The following is a 19,985-nucleotide window of genomic DNA, read 5'->3' on the forward strand; positions in this document are numbered from 1 at the left end:
TACATTTTTTATATATTTGACTAGGTTGCCGAAGTTTTGTTCTGTGCTTCGCACTCACGTCTAACTTCTTCAATAATTTTAAGTTCTTCTTTACTCAATGGTTGAGTTTTTGAACTTTGCGAGGTGAAGCTCGGGTCAAGTTCAGACAGACGTTGGCAAAGTACGTTCATGCGTTTTTCATTTTTTTGCATACGATCGAGTAAAACGCGCATGCCTTCTAAAATAGGATCAGACTGATCTTGTGTTGTCGCATAAGGTTCGAAACCAATACTTTCCGCGTAGTCACGGCGATTGACTTCATCTTGTTCGATTTGACTTTTGTCTTTGAAAATATAACGGGCAGGGTTACCAACGGCAGTTACACCAGCAGGAACTTCTTTGGTTACAACTGCATTTGAGCCGACTTTGGCACCTTTATGTACTGTAAATGGGCCCAAGATTTTTGCACCAGCACCAACAACCACACCATCTTCAAGTGTTGGATGACGTTTGCCTTTATTCCATGTGGTTCCACCTAAGGTGACACTATGATAAAGCGTTACATCATCACCAATCTCAGCTGTTTCACCAATCACCACACCCATGCCGTGATCGATAAAAAAACGCTTACCGATTTTTGCGCCAGGATGAATTTCAATACCCGTTGCAAAGCGGCTAAAAGAAGAAAGTAGGCGGGCGGTACCTTTATATTCTTTTTTCCAGAGCTCATGCGCCATGCGATGCATAATCAGTGCATGGATACCTGGATAGGTGGTCAGGACTTCTAATGTATTGCGGGCCGCAGGATCACGCGCAAATACAGCTTCGATATCTTCTTTTAGCTGTTTAATCATGATTATGATCCTCCGTATTGGTCTTTTTCCATGAACCTTGGGCTAATGCCTGTACGCGGCTAAAGATTCCACGTAATAAATGATACTCCATACGATCTAATTGTATCCTTCCGAATAGACGACGCAAGCGTAATGGGAGTAAACGGGGATTATTTGGATCTAAAAACTCAATTTCAGTCAACATTTTTTCTAAATGAGGATAAAACTGTTCCATTTGTTGTTGTGTAACCAATGGTTCATCCCATTCCATGCTTTGTTGTTGCTTCAGTTGCATGTGGTCATCTGGCTTGTCTTGAACCTGAGTATTTTGTTCAAGCGCAGCCATTCTTAACTCATAGCAAACCACTTGAATCGCTTGCGCAACATTGAGTACGCCATACTCAGGGTTTACTGGAATGGTTAAGTGATAATTGGCTAGGGCTAATTCTTCATTGGTGAGTCCACGATCTTCACGCCCAAACACAATTGCAATATTTTGTTGTTTGGTTGCAGCATCTAATGCTTCTTTTGCAGCAGGTCGAACATCTAGCAATGGCCATGGAATCGTGCGACTACGTGCACTGGTCCCAAACACCATATGACAATCTTGAATCGCTTGTTCCAAAGTTTCAACAATTTCAATTTGTTCAATTAAATCTTGCGCACCTGCTGCCAGTGCATCAATATCCGGATGTGGATAGGTCTTAGGTGCGACGAGTACAAGTTTTGATAAACCCATGGTTTTCATTGCGCGTAAGGCACTACCAATATTGGCTGGTAGGGTGGTATTGACCATAACAATACGCACATGATCCAAATGTTTGGACACGTTGTTTGAGTCAAACAGGTTCATAGATTATCCAAAATTAAGAGTATTGAGAGACTTCAGCTTGATAAAGATCCAGTGCTTCATCCATTGACATATTGTCTGGTGGAGGAGCTACCGTTGCAACTTTAGGTGCCTCAGCTGCTTTTGCAGCCTTCGATTTCACTTGGTATTCGATAAAAATGGTTTCTTTGCCAAAATAATCGCGTAATTTTCCAAGTAATTCATCTAATGGCACAACTTTCCATTGTGCACCTAAATGTAATTCAGCAGTTGCGAAGCTTTGTTCAAGCAGGATTTGCAGACCAATATGCTGACACATATCGATATTACAATAAGGTAATAGGATCGCCTGTAGATCCTTGGCTAAAGATTTGGTCATCAAATCTTGAGGGAGGCGAATTTGAATGCTTTGCGCTCGTTTTTGGCGAATTTCATTCAAATTAAAAGCTTTACTTAATCGTGCCATCGGGCGATCAAAGCCTTCACGCTCGTAAATTTCACCCTCAATCACCACAACTTGTTCTAAACGAACAATATCTTTATAGCGTTGGAAACGCTCATGGTTACAGCTAATTTCAACACGTGCTGTACCATCATCGAGTGTGATCATGATACGGTTCGGGAAGTTGGCAATATCAACCACCAGACCTGCAAAAACCGTAGTTACACCACGACGTGTCGGAGTGAGTTCATTCAGTTTTGCTGAAATGAATGATTTTAATTCAGGGCGGTAAACATCAATTGGGTGACCTGTGAGATACAAGCCAAGTGTATCTTTTTCACCTTTGAGGCGGACTTCATCTGCCCATGGTTTCACGGGTTTGGCAGGTTTACGCTGAACTTCTTCAACCTCACCAAACAAGTCCATGATACCTGTTTCACGATTGCTTCGAGCTTGATCAGCTGCTTGGACTGCTTCAGGTAATTGAGCCATTAAACTTGAGCGTTCAATGCCAAGACAATCCAGCGCACCGGCACGAATCAAAGCTTCTAAGGTACGCTTATTGATTTTTTTCAGATCAATACGATGACAGAAATCAAATAGATCTTTATATGGGCCTTCATTAATTCGTGAATCGATGACCGATTGCATCGCCTGTTCACCAACACCTTTAATTGCACCTAAGCCGTAGACAATGGTTTGTTCGTCACTGGCATGGAAGTGATATAAAGACATATTCACTGAAGGTGGTAGTACTTCTAACTTGTTATTACGGCAGTCGTCAATCAAGAATACGATACTGTCCGTATTCTGCATTTCCGATGATAAAACCGCCGCCATAAACTCAGCAGGGTAATGTGCTTTTAACCAAGCCGTATGATAGGCAACTAGGGCATAGGCAGCGGCATGTGATTTGTTAAAACCATAACCTGCGAATTTTTCCATATAGTCGAAAATATGGTTAGCAGTTGCTTCATCAATATCTTTTTTCGATGCACCTTCAATAAAGATTTGGCGTTGTTTCACCATTTCTTCAGGTTTCTTTTTACCCATAGCTCGACGAAGTAAATCCGCGCCGCCAAGGGTATAACCTGCACAGAACTGTGCAGCCTGCATTACCTGTTCTTGGTAAACCATAATCCCGTAGGTCGGTTCTAAGACACCTTCTAGTAATGGATGTAGGTATTCAAACTCACCACCATGCATACGATGGATGAAGTCTGGAATAAGATCCATTGGACCAGGACGATACAATGAAACGAAGGCAATAATTTCTTCAAATTTGCTTGGTCTTGCTTCCTTCAACATCTTTTTCATGCCGACGGATTCAAACTGGAATACCGCAGTGGTATTCGCATTGGCAAAGACCAAATACGCATCTTTGTCATCTAAGGGGACATTTGCAATATTAAGCGGGATTTCGGACTTAATTCTTTTATTGATATTTTGAACCGCATCTTCAATCACGGTCAGGTTACGCAAGCCCAAGAAGTCAAACTTAACCAGACCTGCTGCTTCTACGTCATCTTTATCGTATTGTGCGACACGGTTAGTACCATCTGCATCACACAGTACCGCCGAGTAATCGGTAATTTTACCTGGCGCAATAACAACACCACCCGCATGTTTCCCTGTATTACGGGTAATACCTTCAAGTTTGAGTGCCATTTCCCAGATTTCAGCAGCATCATCATTGTCAGGGTTGGATGGGTTGGTGACGATATCTTTAAGCTGCGGCTCCATGTCAATCGCTGTGACCAAATCGACACCCAGCGGTTTTGTTGGAATCATTTTTGAAATACGGTCAGCAAGACCATAAGACTTACCAAGGACACGTGCTACATCTCGAATCGCACCTTTTGCTGCCATGGTACCGAAGGTCGCAATCTGTGATACTGCTTGGCGACCATAGTTTTGGGCCACATATTCAATCACACGGTCACGGCCAGCAATACAGAAATCGACGTCGAAATCGGGCATCGAAACACGTTCTGGGTTTAAGAAACGTTCAAACAGCAAATCATATCGTAATGGATCAAGGTCGGTAATTTTTAAACTATAGGCAACCAATGAACCAGCACCTGAACCACGACCAGGACCTACAGGTACGCCATTATTTTTGGCCCATTGAATAAAGTCCATGACGATCAGGAAGTAGCCAGGAAATCCCATCTTGAGAATGATATCAACTTCGTATTTGATTCGTTCATCATAAGGCTTCCGAATCTCAGCCCAATCCTCATCACGTTCAGCAATTGGATAAAGATGATTTAAACGTTCCTCTAAACCTTCACGAGACAAATGTTCAAAATAGGTGTCGATGGTATAGCCATCTGGAATCGGGAAGTCAGGTAAGAAATAAGTGCCGAGTTGCAATGCAACATTACAACGTCTTGCAATATGGTAGGTATTTTCAATCGCACTTGGAATATCTGAGAATAGCTCAGACATTTGCTCGCCAGTTTTGAAATACTGCTCAGTACTATAGTTTTTAGGACGTTTATCATCACCTAAAACATAGCCGTCGGCGATACAAACACGAGCTTCATGCGCTTCAAAATCGTCTTGTTTAACAAAGTGCACATCATTATGCGCGACTACACCAATTTGATATTTAGCGGCAAGTTTTACTGCTTGCTGAATGAAATCCTCTTCCCCAACACGTTCAGTCCGTGTTAAAGCTAAATAGACACGATTTCCAAACTTTTCAATCCATGCTTCTAATAAAGGTTCTGCTTTTTGTGGATTGGAAGAGCAGAGCATTTTACCAACATCACTATGTTGGCCCAGTAAAACAATCAAATCTTCAGCTTGCTCAAGTACCCATTCTTTTTGTACACAAGGGAGACTGAGTTGCTGGCCTTCAATAAAACCTCGCGACACGATTTCAGTCAGATTGCGCCAACCTGTACTGCTCATGGCCAATAAGGTTGCACGATGTTCAGCATCATTTAAGCGAATGACACTGCCTAGAATAGGCTTAATCCCTTTTTTTAAACAGGATTCATAAAACTTGACTGCAGCATGTAGATTGGATAAGTCAGTCAATGCCAGTGCGGGCATTTCATTTGTTACGGCAGCCTTGACCAAATCAGGTATGCGAACAATCGATTCCGTGATCGAAAATTCTGTGTGGATACCGAGATGAACAAACCGCATAGAAGGACTATCCTTTTTTAAAGCAACGCATAGTTTAGCATGCAAACCGAAAATGACATGCTTAATATTTTGGCAAACCGTGTGTTTGCTTTGTTATTTTTATAAAATATTAAAAATTAGTTTTTGATTTTTCAGTAGATATAAATATCTATTTACACAAAGTGTTTTACCGCTAGAATGTAATCGAATAAAAATGTAGCAATGTGAGCGAAATAATGAAATTAAAAAACATCGTATTTTCAATATTATTGACTAGTAGTTTATTTACCTTCAGTCATGCGGATGATGTGTCCTTTAGCCAAGAACTCGTACAACAAGCGAAAGCGGGGGATGCGACGGCACAGAACAATTTAGGTGATGCTTATTATTATGGAAACGAGATTGATCAAGATTTTGGTAAAGCACTGGAATGGTTTAAAAAAGCGGCAGCAAAAGGCAATGCAGATGCGATTTTTTCAGTTGGCTATATGTATGATTATGGCGAAGGTACAGAAGAAGATAATCCAACTGCTTTGAAATGGTACACCCAAGCGGCACAAAAGGGTCAGCTCTATGCACAATACTATTTAGGTTATTTGTATCTCTATGGTGATGATGGTGTGAGTGTAAATACCAAAAAAGGAGTGGAGTGGATGACCAAGTCAGCTGATGCTGGTTTGGATATGGCACAAGCTGAACTCGGTCATTTATACAATGATGGTGAGGGAGGTGTGCCACAAGATCTCAAAAAAGCACTGCATTATTATCAGTTAGCTGCGAAACAAGAAGAGTCTTCTGCCATTAATAACTTAGGTATTTTTTATTTAGAAGGCAAGGCTGGATTAAAACAAGACTATAAAGAAGCTTTACGTTTATTTAGTTTGGCTTCTGGTGCAGGAAATGGTTTGGGTTCTTCTAATATTGCGTATATCCATGAAGAGGCCAAAGGTGTTGCAAAGAATTATAAAAAAGCAGCAGAGTTTTATGAGCTCGCAGTGGCACAGGGTGAGGACGAAGCCTTACTGGATTTGGCTCGATTATATGAAAAAGGTGGCTATGGTTTGACTAAAAACCTAAAAAAATCGAAAGAATATGAAGCGCAGTGGGATGAGTTACAGGATTCTGATTCTTAAATAAAAAAAGCCCCCAAAATTTAATGGGGGCTTTTTTTTATTAACGCATCTTGGCTAAGAAGCGACTCAAGCGATTGATCGCTTCACGTAGTTCATTTTCAGCAGGTAAGAACACCACACGGAAGTGATCTGGTGTTGGCCAATTAAACCCTGTGCCTTGTACCAAGAGAACTTTCTCTGCTCTTAATAAATCCAACATTAATTTTTCATCATCTTCAATTGGATAAATTGTTGGGTCGAGTTTTGGGAAGCAATACATTGCGCCATCAGGTTTAACACAACTCACACCCGGGATCTCATTCAGCATTTCCCATGCAATATTACGTTGTTCGTATAAACGACCACCTGGTCGAATTAGATCATTAATTGATTGGTAGCCACCTAAAGCAGTTTGAATTGCATATTGTGCTTGATGGTTGGCGCATAAACGCATCGAAGCCAGCATATCTAAGCCTTCGATATAGTCTGCAGCACGTGCTTTATTACCCGTGATTGCCATCCATCCTGCACGATAACCTGCGATACGATATGCTTTTGATAAACCATTGAATGAAATACACAGTTGATCGCCAGCTAAAGCCGCAACCGCTACATGCTCAATGCCGTCATAAACGATTTTGTCGTAGATTTCATCAGCAAATAAAATCAGGTCATGTTTTTTCGCTAGCGCAACGATTTGCTCTAACACATGACGTGGATAGACAGAACCCGTAGGGTTGTTCGGATTGATAATCACGATACCACGGGTGTTCGGTGTGATTTTACTTTCCATATCCGCAATGTCAGGATACCAGTAGTTTTCAGAATCACATTTATAGTGAATTGCAGTGCCACCAGAAAGATTCACTGCTGCTGTCCATAATGGATAGTCTGGCATAGGTACCAGCATTTCATCACCGTCATCAAGCAGACCTTGCATCGCCATCACGATCAGTTCAGAAACACCATTGCCGACATACACATCATTGACATGCATATCAAAGATGCCTTTCTGTTGGTAATACTGGCAGATGGCTTTACGTGCAGGGAAAATCCCTTTTGAGTCGGTGTAGCCAATTGCATTTGGAAGGTTTAATGCAACATCGTTAATAATTTCTTGAGGGGCTTCAAAACCAAAAGGTGCAGGGTTGCCGATATTCAGCTTGATGATCTTATGTCCTTGCTCCTCCATTTCATTGGCGGCGCGTAATACTGGTCCACGAATGTCGTAACAAACATGCTCAAGCTTAGATGATTTTTTAATTTCTCGACTTGATTGATTAGACTGGGGAACAACAGTATTTTTTGACATAGCTGGATTCACTTTTGCATATCGGTATAAATAACTTTTAAAGGTTTCAACGCTTACCAAATTTAGATCGTGTTGATCTCTCAGCAATTCAACAATTTTTTCATGGGTGAAACCTGATTGTTGATATTGTCTGATGGTTGGTAATAGATTTTGGAAAACCACACTTTTTTTCTGAGACATTGTTTGTCCTATACAACCGTGCGAAATTAGAATAACACCATATTTGCTTACGCAAAAGACAATATTGTTAAAAATTGCTTACTATACGGATTTAATTTGCTTTCTTTTTGCTTTTTGTGATTTTATTGCTTAAATTTCACCAAATTATACGATCTGAGACTAGAGTTTTTTTTTTGAATGGCGTAAATATAAAACCTGATCATTAAGATAGTTCTAACATCAGAATAAAAGGTGCAGGTTATGGGAAAAGTGAATAAAACAGACCGGGAATGGCAAAGAGAATTATCACCTGAAGAATACCGCATAACTCGTCAAAAGGGCACAGAACCCGCATTTACTGGACAATATTGGAACAATAAACAACATGGCACATATGTTTGCCGTTGTTGCGGTGCGGAATTGTTTTCTTCAGAAACAAAATACGATAGTGGTTGTGGTTGGCCGAGCTTTTTTAGACCTATTGACAGTGTTGCAATCGAAGAACATGAAGATTTATCACACGGTATGGTCAGAACAGAAATTGTCTGCCATGATTGCGATGCACATTTGGGCCATGTGTTTGAGGATGGCCCACAGCCGACAGGACTGCGTTATTGTGTGAATTCGGCATCATTACAACTTAAAACAGAAGAAAAGAACGACGAGGAAACGTATCCATGAGTAACATTTATCAGTTTGAAGCTGAATTGTTAGAGGGAGAAACAAAAGCGCTCGCTGATTATAAAGGCAAGGTCATGCTGATTGTAAATACTGCAAGCAAGTGTGGTTTTACTCCGCAGTTTGCGGGACTTGAGAAACTTTATGAAAAATATAATGCTCAAGGCTTAGAGGTTTTAGGATTTCCGTGTAATCAATTTGGAGGACAGGATCCAGGGACAAATAAGGAAATTGGCGCGTACTGCCAGCGTAATTATGGGGTGAGTTTTCCTATGTTTGCCAAGGTGGATGTGAAAGGACCTGAAGCACATGTGATTTTTCGTTATTTAACTCGTGAAGCAAAAGGGCTTCTAGGTAGCCGTAACATCAAATGGAACTTTACTAAGTTCTTGGTGGGGCGTAATGGTGAGGTTTTAGAGCGTTATGCGCCAACGACCAAGCCAGAGGCTTTGGAAGCTGATATTGAAAAAGCATTGGCGAAGAAATAAATGAGCAAAGTTTTTGGTTGAGGTTTGAATTCTTTTGGACTCAACTGTTGAATTCTGGAGTGATCCAGACATGCCTTATGTTGAAACGCGTAGGGCATGTCAAAGTCGAATTTGCTATAAATCCCACAGCCATCCTACTTTTTCAATTGGTGCTGTTGATATTGGGCAGAGCCGCTTTTCAAGTACTTTTGCACAAGAGCAAGTCATTCAGGCAGGGACTTTGGTGGTTATTCCTGCGCATGTAGAACATTCCTGTAATCCGCTGCCAAATCAGGCATGGAGTTATCAGATGATGCATTTGGATGCTACTTGGTTAACGACCTTGATTGAAGAACTGTACCAAGATATTGCTTTAGAAACTGACAGACAAACAATATATCTCCCTCAATTAAGACCAACTATTGTTGATGATGTAAAAGCCTACGACGCATTTACAGCATTGAATCGGTTACTATTTAATGAGCAGATTTCAGTACTCGAAAAAGAACAGTGTTTAATTCAAACCTTAACAGAAATTCTAATACCGAGTTTTCATTGGGAAAAGATCCATTCCTCTCATTATTTTCAGAAGTACCTTCCAGACTTATTGGAATGCCTTGAAGGCAATATTGAGAATTTGTCTCTGCACGAGCTTTCCGAAAAGATGAATATGAGTCGTTATGCATTAATACGATTATTTAAACATTACTTTGGATTAACCCCACATGCTTATCAGTTGAACTATAAGGTCAACCAAGCTCGGCAGCGTTTAAGAGAACCTGATCGTGATTTAGCACGCTTGGCATACGAACTCGATTTTAGCGATCAAAGTCATTTTCATCGCGTTTTTAAGCAACATACAGGCATAACACCCAAGCAATATTATAAGAAATCTTAGCCCACGCAATTTTATACAAGAACAAAGCACCGTACTTTTCTAAGCTGACTCCGATTTATTTGGAGAGTAGCTATGGAGCTGTTTCTAACCATCGCCATCACGCATTTTATTGCATTACTGACACCTGGTGCAGACTTCTTTTTAATTTTAAAGACCTTGATACAGAGCCAGAAAAAGGCTGCAAGATTCACCTGTGCAGGCATCGCACTTGGGAATGCCATCATATTGATCAGCATTTATTTGAGTCTATTTATCATTGGTCAGGTGAATACAGAATTATTTATCCTCATGAAGTGGTTGGGTGTGCTTTATTTTGCCTATTTGGCGATTCAATGTTTTCGTTTGGCTCAATCAACACAGAGGGTCAATCAACTTGCTGAGCAATGTGTTGATCAACTACAAAAGCATGCTTACCTGAAGGCGTTTCTATCAGGTTTGCTTTCCAGTTTATTCAACCCGAAAAATTTGATGTTCTATAGCGTGTTGGTGATCTTGATTTATCCACAATATAATTTTGCTCAAAATGCATTGCTGTGCTTTTGGATGGTGGGTTTGGTGTTGATCTGGAATCTCGCTATTGTTCAATTGATTGGTTCAAGCATTTACCTGTCGTGGTTAAATCGGCATCTACAGCATTTATATTATTTGGCAGGATGCAGTTTTTTGTTGTTTATGCTGGTACTGATCATGTATTAAATAAAAAGACGGTCATTTGACCGTCTTTTTATTCAAGTTATGCAAGCTTATTGAGTCGGCTCAACAGGTTGATGTGGTGTCTTCCTAAAGCTATGGATCTTGCGATTAATATCATCGATAAAGGTGTACACCACAGGGATCACCAATAACGATAAGAAGGTACTGGTAATCAAACCACCAATGACCGAGATTGCCATTGGTGCACGGAAGCTTGGATCGGTACCAATTCCGAGCGCAATTGGCAACATCCCAGCACCCATGGCCAATGTGGTCATGATGATTGGCCGTGCCCGCTTATGGCAGGCATCGAGGAGAGCATTGAATCGCGAATAATGCTTTTCATTCCTTGCGATAATCGCGTAATCGACCAGTAGAATTGAGTTCTTACTGGCAATCCCCATCAGCATAATCAGACCAATCAAACTTGGCATCGAGAAACTACTTTTGGCTAAAAGCAGCATTACGAATGCACCGCCAAGGGATAAAGGTAAGGCCACCAGAATGGTAATTGGCTGTAAAAAGTCTTTAAATAACAAGACTAGCACCACATAGATACACAGTACCCCTGTGAGCATTGCCAGACCAAAACTAGAGAACAATTCCTGCATCACTTCAGCATCACCAATATTGGTACGCTTCACTGTAGGTGGTAAATTCTTCATCGTCGGTAGTTGATCAACTTTTGCCGCAATATCTCCCAAGGGTTGATTATTCAATTCAATATTGAAGTTGATATTACGTAAACGGTTGAAACGGTCAATTTGTGATGGACCACTTTCGATATTGACGTCTGCAATGGTACCGAGCATCACAGGACCTCGACTCCCTTTCACCATCAAGCGTTTCATGAGCTCCTGATCTTGACGGGCAGCCAGTGGCAGTTTAATCACTACGGGCACTTGGCGTTGAGACAGATTAAGTTTTGCTAAGTTTTGATCGAAGTCACCTGCAGTCGCGATACGTAAAGTCTCAGCAATATCGTAAGTGGTCACGCCTAAATCAGCTGCTTTGGCAAAATCAGGGCGAATCACTAGCTCAGGACGAATCAAGGCTGCGCTTGAGGTGATACTGCCTACATTTGGAATGGTACGTAATTCACGCTCAAGGCTACGCGCAGTTGCCATTAAGGCTTCTGGATCATCACCTGATAAAGCCAGTTGGTATTGACTGTTATTACCCGCTAAGCCAACTTGAATGCGTGCACCCGGAAGAGGGGCAAGACGTTGGCGCAGTTGATCTTCAATGTCTTGTAGGCTGGCACTACGATCTGAACGTTCCGTGGTTTGAATCGTGAGGGTTGCTTTACGCGGTTCACTTGATGCACCACCTGCAAAAGGATCTGTTCCCGCAGCACCACCACCAATCGTGGTATAGATGCTTTTAATTTCCGGATGATCTTTAATCAGCGTACGTGCATATTCGGCAGTCTTAAGCGTATCTGCAAACTGTGAACCCGGGGTGAGCTCCAAACGAACTTGGGTTTGTCCTGTATCGGGTGGTGGAACAAAACCTGTAGGTAGCAATGGAATTAGCATAACTGAACAGATAAAAAAGGCAATTGCACCAGCTAAAGTGATCCAGCGATGATTCAGACACCATGTAACCAAACGCATATAGCCACGCATAACTTTGCCGTCTTTAGCACGGTCTTTGGCTAGACTGCTTGTGCCTTGATCAGTAGCTGTTTGTACTGTTGCTGATTCATCCTGTTGTTCAACTTTACCGACCCATGGTTTCAGAATATAGGCGGACATCATTGGGGTGAGTAAACGCGCAACAAGCAGTGAGGCAAAGATCGCAAGAGCCGCCGTCCAACCAAACTGAACGAAAAACTTACCTGCGATACCACTCATAAACGCAGTGGGTAGGAATACGGCAATCAATGTGAAGGTGGTGGCAATTACGGCCAGACCAATTTCATCGGCTGCTTCCATGGCCGCCTCATAGGGCGTTTTCCCCATGCGTAAATGCCGTATGATATTTTCAATCTCAACGATGGCATCATCGACCAGAATACCCACCACCAATGACATGGCTAAAAGCGTAACGGTATTGAGGGTAAAGCCAAAGAAATACATGCCAATTAAGGCAGGTAAAATCGATAATGGCAGGGCAGTTGCAGCAATGATGGTGGCACGCCAGTCACGTAAAAATAGCCATACCACCAAGATCGCTAATATTGCACCTTCATACAACAGTGACATCGAGCCTTCGTAGTTATCTTCGACTGGCTTTACAAAGTTAAAGGCTTCGTTGATTTTAATATCGGGATGTGCCGCTTTAAGTTTATCTAATGCGACGACGACACCTTTTTCAACATCAACCTCACTGGCACCTTTACTTCGTGTGATTTCGAAGCCAATCACAGGTTGGCCATTCAGTAATGCAGCGGAACGCCGTTCAGCCATTCCATCACGAACAGTTGCAACCTGATCCAAACGAATATGTCGACCATCACTAAGTGCAATATCCATTGCACCTATTTCATCAGCTGTTTTTACTGTCGCAATGGTTCGGATGGATTGTTCACTACCCCCGATTTTGGTTTGACCGCCAGAAGCATCTTGCTGAATCAAACGTAGTTGACGGGTAATGTCGGTTGCAGTTGCATTCAGCGCCAATAGTTTTTCAGGATCGAGCTCGACTTCAACTTGACGCGTGACACCACCAACACGAGCGACAGCACCAACGCCTTTAACCTGTAACATCGCGCGGGCGATATCATAGTCTACGAACCATGACAGTGCTTCTTCATCCATCTTTGGCGATTGAATGGTGTAGGTCAGGATTGGAGAACCTGAAAGATTGATCTTACTGACAATCGGATCTCGTAGGTCGGCAGGTAGATCAGAACGAACTTGTGACACCGCATTGCGCACATCATCAACCGCTTCTTGTAGAGGTTTTTCTAATTGAAACTCCGCTGTGACAGTGACAACACCATCTTGAATGTTGGTGTACTGATTTCTCAAACCTTGCAAGGTTGCAATCGAGTTTTCAATCTTACGTGCGACTTCGGTTTCAAGCTGAGGTGGTGCAGCCCCAGGTAATGCCGCTGTGACAGTGACCATTGGTAGTTCAATGTCAGGGAACTGCTGGATCTTCATCCATTTAAAACAGAGCAATCCAGCCAAACCCAGCATAATAAATAACAGAATGCCGGGAATAGGGTTTCGGATTGACCAAGCGGAGAAATTCATCTCATTTCTCCTGTGTGGTCACAAGTTGTTTGCTAAGTGGTGTCTCTGGAATGTCTTTGGCGATACTCACCAGATCGCCATCTGCCAAGAAACCTGTACCCGAAGAAACCACTTTTACATTGGCGGGTAAATTCAAGAGTTCGACGCGATCTCCCAAACGGCGACCAACAGTGACTTTCTGTTGGGTGACACGATTTTTGTCATTGACAATAAAGACATAGGAAAAACCATCACGCAACAGTAGGGCTGTTTGTGGAACCGTCAATGCGAGTTTCTGACCTAAATCAAATTCACCTTTAACAAACATGCCCATACGCACAGCTTGAGTGGTTGGAATGTCTACATAAACCAAGCCATAACGGGTTTGTGGATCAATCACAGGTGCAATCATTCTGACTTTACCTGTTACAGCAGGTTGGGCTGGGTCAGGTGAAACAATATGTGCGGTCATGCCTTGTTTAAGCTTGTATAAATCCGATGTCGTAACTTCGGCACGCCATTCTAAACGATGATCACGAATCAGGCGGAACAGTTCTTGACCTGTTTGTGCAAGAGAACCGACCGTTGCTGTACGGGCTGAAATCACACCATTGTCAGGTGAAACCACTTGAGTCTGTGCTAAGCGTAATTGGTTACTTTCAATTTGTGCTTTGGCTGCATCTAGACGCGCTTGAGCTGTTGCTTGAGAGGTTTGATACTGAGTAGACTCTTGGGCTGAAATTGCGCCTGTATTTTTTAGTTGCTGAATACGTTTATTGTTGGTAATCGCATCAGTCAGTACGGCTTGAGCTTCTGCATAACTGGCTTTGGCTGCTGCCAAATCGGCACGGATGGTTTCGCTATTAATTTCAGCTAAGACCTGACCACGACGGACTTCATCACCGACATTGACATTCACACGGGTAAGACGTTGGCCTGAGAGTTCGCTACCAATCACCACTTCTTGCCATGCCGCAATATTGCCATTGGCAGTAAAGGTTTGTTCCCAATTTTGTTGTTGGGGCTGAACAATTGTGACGGTTAAAGCGGCTTTTTGTTCGGTGGTATCTGCGTTTTTAGCTTTTTCAGGATTCACTGATTTTTTAGCAGTTCCAGTCTGCCAAACCACAACTGCAATAATTAAAAGTACAACCGCAATTGCTAAAATGAGCCAACCCTTTTTCTTTATTTTCTTGGGAGTTTGAGAAGTCATCTTTCCATAGTCATCAAGTTTTGATGGCTAAGTATAGACGAAGATTTCAACAGTTGGTCAATAGCCTATAGACAGATAAAAAAATTAATAAAGTCGCTTAGGTTTATGACTTTTCAGCTTAGGAAAAGTGTGAAATGCTTCAATTCCACACTTTTTATTCTACCCAAAATGATAATTATTGCTTAAAGAGGCAGTAAACGATTGGAGACCACATTTTTCATGACAATGGTTGAGGTCAAACGCTGCACATTGGGTAAGGCAGAGAGACTGTCATCATAGAGTTTCTGGAAACTGGCCAAGTCTTTAGCAACCACATGCAGTAAATAATCTGGATTTCCAAATAAACGTTGTGCCTGAATCACATTGCCAATTTCAATGACTTTTTCCTCAAAGCTAGAAAGTGCTTTTTTATCTCCATCTTTTAAAGTGACGAAGATAATCGCTGAGAAATTAAGGCCGATTTTTGAGGCTTCTAGATCAGCATGATAACCTTTGATCACACCACTTTCTTCTAATGCTTTAACACGACGATGACAAGGCGACAGACTTAGACCGATTCTTTCTGCCAGTTCTGTGATAGATAATCGCCCATTTGCTTGTAGTTCAGCAATAATTTTCTTATCAATGCGATCCATTTGGAAGAATCTCCCTTCGGGCTTTGAAGATATAGAAGTATTTGGAATAACATTTTCACCATTAAAGCATATCCTTTCTCAACAATCTTCACCAAATGGTGAAAAAGAAAACGATCAAAGATCGTATTGTCGATGTGGGAAGGGCTTTGCTTATGGAACTTAGTGTCATTTTTGCTTTTTGGTGCGTTTCGATCTTATTCGTAATAACGCCAGGTGCGGACTGGGCTTATGTCATTCTTGCAGGCATCAAAGGTAAATTTATCCTAAATGCCGTCACAGGTTTGGTGTTTGGGCACCTTATGGCAATCTTATGTGTTGCAGCAGGTGTGGGCGCTTTGGTGCAACATTATCCAATTTTACTCACTGCGATGACGATCATGGGTGCTTGTTATTTGTTATGGATGGGCGTCAATCTATTTATGCATCCAGCGACCATTTCAACTGAGACCGATGCTACGCAATCGCTTGATTCAGCAAGTTCATGGTTGATTAAAGGGGTGGGGATTAGTGGCTTAAACCCGAAAGTATTACTGTTATTTTTTGCCTTGTTGCCACCGTTTATTCACCCACAAATGGCATTTTCACCAACCGTACAAATTATTTTGCTAGGGCTCATTCATTTAATCAGTTGTGCTGTGGTGTATATGTTGGTTGGTATAGCAGCCAAGAAATTGCTTAGAAGCAGACCACGTGCAGTAAAAGCAGTCAGTCGTATTTCGGGTGGATTGATGATGCTCATCGCGGCAATCCTATTTATTGGGCAAATTTAAAATAAATGTTCTATTCCGCTTATTTATAAAGCTTTAAATTTATCATTATTGAATTCAGGATCTTAATTTTAATAGGGTTCGGGTTTTAAAAATCATAAAATTGTACAGTGGCACATATAGGTAAAAAATAGTGTAAAACGTATCAATTCTCATTTATCATTCGATTTTTTAAGTCGGCTGATAAAGATCATGGGTAGACAACTTAAACCATTAGTGCTGATGATGGCATGTGCTTCAATGGGGACAACAGCTGTTTTTGCGGATGAAGCACAACCAAGTGCTCAAGCGGATACAGCAGTAACATTAAACACCATTCGAATTACTGCAAGTGCAGATGCCTCGGCTGATGGTTTAACGGAGCCTTTTGCGGGTGGACAAGTCGCGAGCGGCGGTCGAGTCGGGATTTTTGGCAATCAAAAAAACTTAGATACACCATTTAATTTGACCAGCTATACCAATGAATATATTCAGTCACGCCAAGCTAAAAGTGTAGGAGATGTTTTGCAGGCAGATCCAAGTGTGCGAGTTGCGAGAGGTTTTGGTAATTTTCAGGAATCTTACTATATTCGTGGCTTTGTTTTAGGTTCTGATGATACTGCTTATAATGGTTTATATTCGATCTTACCTCGCCAATATATCCCTACAGAATTATTTGAACGTGTTGAGTTACTTAAAGGGGCGTCTGCATTTTTAAATGGTGCTACACCAAGTAGTGGGGGGATTGGTGGTACAATTAATTTATTGCCAAAGCGTGCCGCGAATGAACCATTGAATCGAGTTACCGTAGGTACTGATTTTAATGGTGGACAAATTGCAAACGATATCTCCCGTCGTTTTGGTGAGAACCAAGAGTTCGGGGTACGTGTAAATACAGCCTATCGTGGCGGAAATACCAGTGTAGATGATGAAAAAGCATCGTTGGGTCTAGCTTCGATTGGATTGGATTATCGTGGTGATCGTTTACGGTTGTCTGGTGACATGGGCTATAGCAATAACCGCTTAGATGCAACACGCCCAAATATTACTTTAAGTGGCGTGACGAGCATCCCTAAACCAATTGATTCTTCTAGTAATTATGCGCAAAAGTGGACGTACTCTAATGAAGAAGATGTGTTTGGTAGCTACCGTGCAGAATATGATTTAAGTGATGCAGTGACAGCTTATGCTGCCTATGGTTTCCGCCATGGTGAAGAAAACAATAGCTTGGCGAATTTCACACTGACCAATGCAGCAACGGGTGATGGCACTTCCTATCGTTTTGATAATGCACGTGTAGATATGGTCAACACAGGCGAAATCGGTGTACGTGCGAAGTTGAATACAGGTACGATTGAACATAATCTTGTGTTATCAGGATCTGCTTTCCAGCAGAATAGTCGTAATGCCTATGTGATGGATTACACCAATACATTTGCTGGAAATATTTATCGACCAACACAGTATGAAAAGCCTGAATATTCGAGTAGCGCACTCAAAGGCAATCAATTAGATGCACCGAAATTAACGACACGGACACGTTTAAGAAGTATCGCGATTGGCGATAATCTCAAAGCATTGGATGAACGTTTAACAGTGATGTTAGGTGGGCGTTATCAACAAATTATGCAAGATAGCTATACCTATAACACCTCAGAAAAAACCAGTTATGATGAAAGCAAGTTTACCCCTGCGCTTGGTGTGAGTTATAAAATAACACCTGAAATCTCGATCTATGCGAACTATATCGAGTCTTTGGCAAAAGGACTTTCAGCGCCATCAACTGTTGAAAATAAAGGAACGGTGCTTAAACCCTTTGTTGCAAAGCAGAAAGAAATTGGCGCGAAATTTGAAAATGATCAGATTGGTTTAACGTTAAGCTTATTTGATATTGATAAACAAAAAGGGATTGTCGACCAGAACAATTATTTTGTTAATGGTGGAAAATATGTGCATCGCGGTGCTGAGTTGAGTAGTTATGGCAAACTGACGGATTCAATTAAAATACTGGGTGGTGTGACTTGGCTAGATGCAAAACAAAAGCAAACTCCTGAAGCTAAATATAATGGTAATCAGGAAATTGGTGTTGCAAAATTCCAAGCCAATTTAGGCGCTGATTGGCAATTACCAATCGAGCAGGATATTGCGGTGAATGGTCGTGTAGTTTATACAGGTTCTAGCTATGCCAATGACGCTAATACCCTGAAAGTGGGAGATTGGACGCGTTTAGATTTAGGTGCAAGCTATAAAACCCAATTCAATCAGGTTCCAACAACGTTTAACTTAAGCATCAATAATGTCTTTGATAAGAAATATTGGGCTTCAGTCGGCGGCTATGACAATATTGGTAGTAATGCGAAAACCTCAAATACTTATTTAAATGCAGGTTTGCCGCGTACCTTTATGCTCAGTGCAAGCTTTGATTTCTAATGTATTGATTTAAAAAAAATCCCCGAATATTCGGGGATTTTTTTTATTTATAGAATTGCTTTCAGCCGTTTGACCACTTCTTCACACTGTGCCAAATCTGCAACCAAAGCCATTCTGACATGACCTTCGCCCGGATTACCTTGTTCTGTATCACGAGACAAATAACGACCCGGTAAAACCTTGATATGCGCTTTTTCCATCAACATCTTGGCAAAAGTCTCATCATTATCGACTTTTAACCAGTAATAAAAGCCCGCATCTGGTTTTTGTAAAGGTAATAAATGACCGAGTTCAGACTGGAATAAATCAAACTTAGCACGATACTGCTGACGGTTTTCTTCAACATGTGTTTCATCATTCCACGCTGCAATAGATGCCAATTGATTTTGTACTGGCATTGCAGCGCCGTGATAAGTACGGTATTGCAAATAAGGTTTTAATAAAGCCGCATCACCTGCTACAAAACCAGAACGCATGCCCGGTAAGTTTGAACGTTTAGATAATGAATGGAACACGATGCAATTTTTATAATCATCACGTCCCATTTCGGCACAGACTTCTAAGAGACCGATTGGTGCTTGGTCAAACCAAAGTTCCGAATAACATTCATCCGATGCAATTACAAAATCATATTGATCAGACAGGGCAATTAACTTTTTAAACTGTTCTTTTGATAGAACTGTTCCTGTCGGATTACCTGGTGTGCACACAAACAGTAATGCTGTTTTTTCCCAGACTTCCGCTGGAACTGCATCAAAGTCACCTAAGTAACCATTTTCTTCAGTACAGTTAATGAAATAGGGTTTTGCACCTGCAAGCAGGGCTGCACCTTCATAAATCTGATAAAACGGATTTGGCATCACAACATACGGTGCATCTTCACGCTTAATCAAAGCTTGTACAAAAGAGAAAATACCTTCACGTGTACCAGAAACAGGCAGGATATGATCTTCTGCACTAATATGATTCAACTTGAAGCGATTGCTGAGCCACTGTGCAATACTTTGGCGCAACTCAGGCAGACCTTTACTGTTCGGATAGGTCGATAAATGGGCAAAATTATCAATAATCGCTTGTTTAACGAACTCTGGTGCAGGATGTTTAGGTTCACCAATTGATAAAGGAATCAACGGTAAATTGGCAGGTTGCACATCTTTAAAAAGTTGATTTAACTTTTCAAAAGGATAGGGATGCAATAACGACAAGCTAGAGTTCATTTAAACAGTTACCAAACAATAA

The 19,985-nt window shown here is 41.5% G+C and carries 15 protein-coding genes; 7 read left to right on the top strand and 8 right to left on the bottom strand.

The genetic code is table 11. From position 1 onward, the window contains the following. Positions 1 to 20 precede the first annotated feature (20 nt). Genes cysE through dnaE form a run of 3 tightly spaced genes read right to left on the bottom strand, consistent with a single transcriptional unit; the run spans position 21 to position 5,242 of the window. Positions 21 to 833, bottom strand: coding sequence for a serine O-acetyltransferase (gene cysE / locus F902_RS09490; protein WP_005202954.1), 813 nt, complete (start codon positions 831 to 833; stop codon positions 21 to 23). After that, positions 826 to 1,665, bottom strand: coding sequence for an RNA methyltransferase (locus F902_RS09495; RefSeq protein WP_004807869.1), 840 nt, complete (start codon positions 1,663 to 1,665; stop codon positions 826 to 828). The genes cysE and F902_RS09495 overlap by 8 nt, the downstream gene beginning before the upstream one ends. 13 nt (positions 1,666 to 1,678) lie before the next feature. Next, entirely contained in the window at positions 1,679 to 5,242 is a 3,564-nt protein-coding gene (gene dnaE, locus F902_RS09500; protein ID WP_005202955.1) for a DNA polymerase III subunit alpha, read from the bottom strand. A 215-nt stretch (positions 5,243 to 5,457) separates the two neighbouring features. Here dnaE and F902_RS09505 point away from each other — a divergent pair, with 215 nt between their 5' ends. Next, entirely contained in the window at positions 5,458 to 6,354 is an 897-nt protein-coding gene (locus F902_RS09505) for a tetratricopeptide repeat protein (protein ID WP_005202958.1), read from the top strand. A 40-nt stretch (positions 6,355 to 6,394) separates the two neighbouring features. Here the strand turns inward: F902_RS09505 and F902_RS09510 are convergent, their stop codons facing one another. Continuing rightward, positions 6,395 to 7,825 carry a pyridoxal phosphate-dependent aminotransferase gene (locus F902_RS09510; RefSeq protein ID WP_005202960.1) on the bottom strand — a complete coding sequence of 477 codons (1,431 nt, stop codon included), beginning with the start codon at positions 7,823 to 7,825 and terminating at the stop codon, positions 6,395 to 6,397. A gap of 240 nt (positions 7,826 to 8,065) precedes the next feature. On the opposite strand from F902_RS09510, the gene msrB reads away from it, so the two are divergent. The 4 genes from msrB (at position 8,066) to F902_RS09530 (ending at position 10,543) form a co-directional block, all read left to right on the top strand. Beyond that, on the top strand, positions 8,066 to 8,485 hold the full coding sequence (gene msrB, locus F902_RS09515; protein ID WP_004653048.1) for a peptide-methionine (R)-S-oxide reductase MsrB: 420 nt from the start codon (positions 8,066 to 8,068) through the stop codon (positions 8,483 to 8,485). Further along, positions 8,482 to 8,970 carry a glutathione peroxidase gene (locus F902_RS09520; RefSeq protein WP_004653049.1) on the top strand — a complete coding sequence of 163 codons (489 nt, stop codon included), beginning with the start codon at positions 8,482 to 8,484 and terminating at the stop codon, positions 8,968 to 8,970. Before msrB ends, F902_RS09520 begins: the two co-directional genes overlap by 4 nt. 34 nt (positions 8,971 to 9,004) lie before the next feature. Further along, on the top strand, positions 9,005 to 9,847 hold the full coding sequence (locus F902_RS09525) for an AraC family transcriptional regulator (RefSeq protein ID WP_422385889.1): 843 nt from the start codon (positions 9,005 to 9,007) through the stop codon (positions 9,845 to 9,847). Between the two features lie 72 nt (positions 9,848 to 9,919). After that, complete coding sequence (locus F902_RS09530) at positions 9,920 to 10,543, top strand: LysE family translocator (protein WP_005202964.1); 624 nt, start codon at positions 9,920 to 9,922, stop codon at positions 10,541 to 10,543. 47 nt (positions 10,544 to 10,590) lie between these two features. Here the strand turns inward: F902_RS09530 and F902_RS09535 are convergent, their stop codons facing one another. The 3 genes from F902_RS09535 to F902_RS09545 form a co-directional block, all read right to left on the bottom strand. Continuing rightward, positions 10,591 to 13,743 carry an efflux RND transporter permease subunit gene (locus F902_RS09535; RefSeq protein ID WP_005202968.1) on the bottom strand — a complete coding sequence of 1,051 codons (3,153 nt, stop codon included), beginning with the start codon at positions 13,741 to 13,743 and terminating at the stop codon, positions 10,591 to 10,593. 1 nt (position 13,744) lies between these two features. Continuing rightward, complete coding sequence (locus F902_RS09540) at positions 13,745 to 14,935, bottom strand: efflux RND transporter periplasmic adaptor subunit (protein ID WP_005202970.1); 1,191 nt, start codon at positions 14,933 to 14,935, stop codon at positions 13,745 to 13,747. Between the two features lie 182 nt (positions 14,936 to 15,117). Further along, the gene (locus tag F902_RS09545) at positions 15,118 to 15,570 is read right to left on the bottom strand and encodes an Lrp/AsnC family transcriptional regulator (RefSeq protein ID WP_004653055.1); all 453 of its coding nucleotides are present in this window, start codon (positions 15,568 to 15,570) and stop codon (positions 15,118 to 15,120) included. A 152-nt stretch (positions 15,571 to 15,722) separates the two neighbouring features. Here F902_RS09545 and F902_RS09550 point away from each other — a divergent pair, with 152 nt between their 5' ends. Both F902_RS09550 and F902_RS09555 read left to right on the top strand, forming a co-directional pair. Continuing rightward, positions 15,723 to 16,340: a LysE family translocator gene (locus F902_RS09550; RefSeq protein WP_026057542.1), complete on the top strand. Its 618-nt coding sequence runs from the start codon at positions 15,723 to 15,725 to the stop codon at positions 16,338 to 16,340. Between the two features lie 189 nt (positions 16,341 to 16,529). Further along, on the top strand, positions 16,530 to 18,746 hold the full coding sequence (locus tag F902_RS09555) for a TonB-dependent receptor (RefSeq protein WP_005202980.1): 2,217 nt from the start codon (positions 16,530 to 16,532) through the stop codon (positions 18,744 to 18,746). A 47-nt stretch (positions 18,747 to 18,793) separates the two neighbouring features. Here F902_RS09555 and dapC read toward each other — a convergent pair whose 3' ends face one another. Beyond that, positions 18,794 to 19,963 carry a succinyldiaminopimelate transaminase gene (dapC, locus tag F902_RS09560; RefSeq protein ID WP_005202982.1) on the bottom strand — a complete coding sequence of 390 codons (1,170 nt, stop codon included), beginning with the start codon at positions 19,961 to 19,963 and terminating at the stop codon, positions 18,794 to 18,796. Between the last annotated feature and the right edge of the window lie 22 nt (positions 19,964 to 19,985).

Origin of the sequence: Acinetobacter higginsii, assembly GCF_000369525.1 — a bacterium.
Lineage (GTDB): Bacteria > Pseudomonadota > Gammaproteobacteria > Pseudomonadales > Moraxellaceae > Acinetobacter > Acinetobacter higginsii.

What these genes read in the sequence shown, in the direction of transcription:
- F902_RS09545 (WP_004653055.1), bottom strand. Translation starts at nt 15,570, where the DNA reads ATGGATCGCATTGATAAGAAAATTATTGCTGAACTACAAGCAAATGGG.
- dnaE (WP_005202955.1), bottom strand. Translation starts at nt 5,242, where the DNA reads ATGCGGTTTGTTCATCTCGGTATCCACACAGAATTTTCGATCACGGAA.
- F902_RS09505 (WP_005202958.1), top strand. Translation starts at nt 5,458, where the DNA reads ATGAAATTAAAAAACATCGTATTTTCAATATTATTGACTAGTAGTTTA.
- F902_RS09540 (WP_005202970.1), bottom strand. Translation starts at nt 14,935, where the DNA reads ATGACTTCTCAAACTCCCAAGAAAATAAAGAAAAAGGGTTGGCTCATT.
- F902_RS09535 (WP_005202968.1), bottom strand. Translation starts at nt 13,743, where the DNA reads ATGAATTTCTCCGCTTGGTCAATCCGAAACCCTATTCCCGGCATTCTG.
- F902_RS09520 (WP_004653049.1), top strand. Translation starts at nt 8,482, where the DNA reads ATGAGTAACATTTATCAGTTTGAAGCTGAATTGTTAGAGGGAGAAACA.
- dapC (WP_005202982.1), bottom strand. Translation starts at nt 19,963, where the DNA reads ATGAACTCTAGCTTGTCGTTATTGCATCCCTATCCTTTTGAAAAGTTA.
- cysE (WP_005202954.1), bottom strand. Translation starts at nt 833, where the DNA reads ATGATTAAACAGCTAAAAGAAGATATCGAAGCTGTATTTGCGCGTGAT.
- F902_RS09555 (WP_005202980.1), top strand. Translation starts at nt 16,530, where the DNA reads ATGGGTAGACAACTTAAACCATTAGTGCTGATGATGGCATGTGCTTCA.
- F902_RS09495 (WP_004807869.1), bottom strand. Translation starts at nt 1,665, where the DNA reads ATGAACCTGTTTGACTCAAACAACGTGTCCAAACATTTGGATCATGTG.
- F902_RS09530 (WP_005202964.1), top strand. Translation starts at nt 9,920, where the DNA reads ATGGAGCTGTTTCTAACCATCGCCATCACGCATTTTATTGCATTACTG.
- F902_RS09510 (WP_005202960.1), bottom strand. Translation starts at nt 7,825, where the DNA reads ATGTCTCAGAAAAAAAGTGTGGTTTTCCAAAATCTATTACCAACCATC.
- msrB (WP_004653048.1), top strand. Translation starts at nt 8,066, where the DNA reads ATGGGAAAAGTGAATAAAACAGACCGGGAATGGCAAAGAGAATTATCA.
- F902_RS09550 (WP_026057542.1), top strand. Translation starts at nt 15,723, where the DNA reads ATGGAACTTAGTGTCATTTTTGCTTTTTGGTGCGTTTCGATCTTATTC.